General features: G+C 61.5%; 4 protein-coding genes. All 4 read left to right on the top strand.

Going from position 1 to position 3,686, the window contains the following annotated elements:
- On the top strand, window positions 1–883 hold an 883-nt coding region (locus tag AC2VOU_RS09640; RefSeq protein WP_486957168.1), incomplete at its 5' end, for a lysophospholipid acyltransferase family protein.
- A gap of 107 nt (window positions 884–990) precedes the next feature.
- Window positions 991–1,785, top strand: coding sequence for an enoyl-CoA hydratase-related protein (locus tag AC2VOU_RS09635; RefSeq protein WP_486957167.1), 795 nt, complete (start codon window positions 991–993; stop codon window positions 1,783–1,785).
- 44 nt (window positions 1,786–1,829) lie between these two features.
- The gene (locus tag AC2VOU_RS09630; protein ID WP_486957166.1) at window positions 1,830–2,723 is read left to right on the top strand and encodes an SDR family oxidoreductase; all 894 of its coding nucleotides are present in this window, start codon (window positions 1,830–1,832) and stop codon (window positions 2,721–2,723) included.
- 279 nt (window positions 2,724–3,002) lie between these two features.
- Complete coding sequence (locus tag AC2VOU_RS09625) at window positions 3,003–3,461, top strand: MaoC family dehydratase (RefSeq protein WP_486957165.1); 459 nt, start codon at window positions 3,003–3,005, stop codon at window positions 3,459–3,461.
- Window positions 3,462–3,686 lie beyond the last annotated feature (225 nt).

Here is a 3,686-nt window from a genome sequence, read left to right as displayed (position 1 = left end):
AGCGGCCGTATGTGTCGCGATGCTCGGCGAAGAACGCGCGCTGACACTCGACGAGGTCTGCGCCACCGTGGCGCCACTGGCTCGCTACCTCCACCGCCGAAACTGGCCTGTCGCCGGCGGGGCCGACCTCACCGAGCGCGCCACGGTATCGCAGACGTTGCACGACTTAGTCGGCTCCGGTGTGCTGACCTGCTATTCGGACGGACCGGTCACCGTCTGGGGCATCGGTAAAGACCAGCATTTGATCGTCGCGGTGTACCGCAACAGCGCAATTCACGTTCTGGTGATGCGAGCGATCGCTGAACTTGCCTTGCTGTGCATTGTGCGGGCGCCCCAATCCACCAAACGCGCGGGGTGGGAGCGGGCCTTGGCAATCCGCGAACTGCTCAAGTTCGAATTCTTCTTCGCTGGGCGGGCGGACTTCGCCGATGAACTGTGGAACGAGTTCGCCATCATGACCGGGCACGGTCACAACCCGGACAAGCCGATCAATACTGACGAGGCCGCACGGAGCCTGAACGAAAGCGACCTCCTCGTAGCGCATTTAGTGCTGAGACCGTTCATTGACGCCTACCGAGTGGTCGCGGAAGAACTTTCGTGTCTTGGTTCACGATCCGCTCTTAATGAACGGGAGTTCCTCAAGAGATGCCTTCGTCTAGCGCAGCAATGGTCGCTGCAACGCCGCATCACCGAGGAGTCGGTGTCGGGGGACATGTTTGCCACCGCGCTGAAGATGGCGCGCCACCGCGGGCTCGTCGATTCAAAGGTCGATTCGACCCACGATCTTACTGACGCCCGGGCAAAGCTGGTCGCTGAGCTCGATGACCTGCAGTTGTCTATCGCCGAACTGGCGCGGATGCGCCGAAATTTTGTGACGATCTAGGTCGGGCGCCGGACGGATTTCCGGAGACGACCCTAGTTTTGGTACAATGGTAAGACCAAAACCTTGGCCCCCGCTGTGCCGTGGCTTTCAAAGAAGAGAGGCAACCGATGACCGAGTTCACCGACATCACCTACGAGGTCGACAACGGCCTCGCCTGGATCACGATCAACCGGCCTGAGCGTTACAACGCCTTTCGAGCACGCACGCTGGATGAACTGATCCGTGCCTTCAAGATGGCTTGGGGGAGTTCACAAGTCGGCGTGATCGCACTGACGGGGGCAGGGGAGAAGGCATTCTGTACCGGTGGCGACCAGAAGCAGCGCGCCGAGACCGGCGATTACGGGCCGTCCGAGACCGGCCTGTTCGAGGTCGATACGCTGCACCGGGTCATTCGCGACGTGCCCAAACCTGTCATCGCGGCCGTCAACGGATTCGCGATCGGCGGCGGCCACGTGTTGCACGTGCTGTGCGACCTGACCATCGCCGCGGATTCCGCGATCTTCGGTCAGAACGGGCCTAGGGTCGGCTCGTTCGACGCAGGATTCGGCACCGGCTTTTTGGCACGGGTGGTGGGCGAAAAGCGCGCCCGCGAGATCTGGTTTCTGTGCCGCAGGTATTCGGCTCAACAAGCCGCCGAGTGGGGTCTTGTCAACAAGGTAGTCCCGGCTGACGAGCTCAAGGCGGAGGTCCGAGCGTGGGCCGATGAGATTCTGATGCTGTCGCCGACCGCTTTGAAGGTGCTCAAGCAGTCGTTCAACACAGACACTGAGCAGTTTGCATCCGTTGGGCAGATGGCGTACTCGACGCTGAAGATGTTCGGCGAGACACCCGAAGCGCAGGAAGGCATTACCGCTTTCAACGAGAAGCGGGTACCCGAATTCGCCGAATACCGCGGCAACTGAGGCGCTCGGTCTCTGGGCGCGATGGTCGAAAGAGCTGAGATTTCGTGGCGCAAATATTTGATCCGGCCGTGTTGGCCGGCAAGCGGATTCTGATCACGGGCGGCGGTACGGGACTCGGCCGTGGAGTGGCGGCCCGCCTCGTGGCGCACGGTGCGCAGGTCCACCTGTGGGGTCGACGAGAGACGGTGCTGGCCGACGCCGCAGCCGAGATCTCGGCCGGCCACCCCGGCAGCGCCCATTATCAGCCGGTCAACGTTCGCGACTTTGACCAGGTGGTCGCTGCTGTCGCCGAAATCTGGGATCGGCACGGGCCGCTGACCGGCGTGCTGAACAACGCGGCAGCGAATTTCATCGCACCGACAGCCAGCTTGAGCCCGCGCGCCTATGAGGCGGTGATTTCGACAGTGATGAGCGGCTCGTTCCACACGACGCTGGCCGTTGGCAGGCGTTGGATTGCTGAAGGCCTGCCTGGGGCGGTGCTGTCCAACTTGACTACCTGGGTGTGGAGTGGGTCGGCGTTCGTCGTTCCCTCGGCTATGGCAAAGGCTGCGGTACATGCGATGACGATGTCGTTGGCGGTCGAATGGGGCCGCCACAACATTCGCCTCAATGCGCTTGCACCCGGGCCTATTCCGACTGAGTACGCCTGGGAAATGCTGAATCCCACAGAGAAGAGTGCTGTCGGTGCCACGCAAACTGAGCAGATACCACTGGGTCGCTCAGGAACGATCGACGAACTCGGGAACCTGACGATTTTTGCGTTTTCAGACGCCTGTGACTATCTGACGGGGGAGACTATCGCGATGGACGGCGGACAGCGATTGGCCGGGCCAAACACGTTCGCCGGCCTGACCGCGTTGACCGAGGAGGACTGGGCGGCAGCCCGGGAGCGCAGCCAGGCCGCCTCGGCCGCTGCGAAATCCACCCGTTCCGTGTAGCGGCGAGACAACAATGACAGAAGCGACGGAGACGCTGGGCGACAGTGGCGCGCCCCTGGCTAGCTTTATCGTTGCATTGATCGCGGTTGCCGGGTTCTGCTGTGCGGTAGTCGGACTCGTGCTTGATCAGACGATGTTGACTGTCATCGGGTTGGTCGTCGGTGGATGCGGCTTCATCGCAGTCAACGGACTGACGAACACCGCATACGGCTGGCGCCGACATACCGATGAGTGCTGTTGATTTCACGCCTGATCGACGCCTGACCAGAAAGGATCGCGGTGCGGATCATCTCATCCATCGAGGAAGCGATCGGGGCCGTAGGCCAGGAGCTCGGCGTCAGCGAATGGACAGACGTCGATCAGCAGCGCATCGACGCGTTTGCGGAGGTGACCGGCGATCACCAATGGATCCACGTTGATCCTGACCGCGCGAGCACCGAAAGTCCCTACGGCGGAACAATTGCCCACGGATTTCTCACGTTGTCGCTGATTCCAGCCCTGAGCAAGGACAACTACCGCGTCGAGAACGCAAAGATGGGCATCAACTACGGACTGAACAAAGTGCGGTTCCTGGCGCCGGTTCCGGCGCGCGGCCGCGTTCGGGTCCGATCCGAGCTTCTCGCCGCGACCAGGAGGGACGATGTCACAGTTGACCTCGTCGTGCAGCACACGGTGGAATTAGACCGCTCCCCAAAGCCAGCCGCAGTGGCCGAGCTGATCGCGCGAATGGTCTTCTGAACGCCCATGCCACAATTTGCAACGTCCTGGCTAGTGGCTGGCCGGTCTGGTGACGCGTCGCACACGATTGGGATAGCCGCTGCCGGTACATCCAGGTGTATCGAGTAATAATATAATCATAGTGTTAGGTCTTACCTTTTTGCCAAAGCCCAGAAGGGCGGAGCGACGATGGACTCAGGCGCGACAGATTCGGCCCCGACGCGCTCAATCGTCATGCTGAAGCCT

It is taken from the genome of Mycobacterium sp. TH-M25, assembly GCF_057473665.1.
The sequence above is the reverse complement of the archived record's forward strand: the minus strand, read 5'-3'. Positions and strand labels throughout refer to the sequence as shown.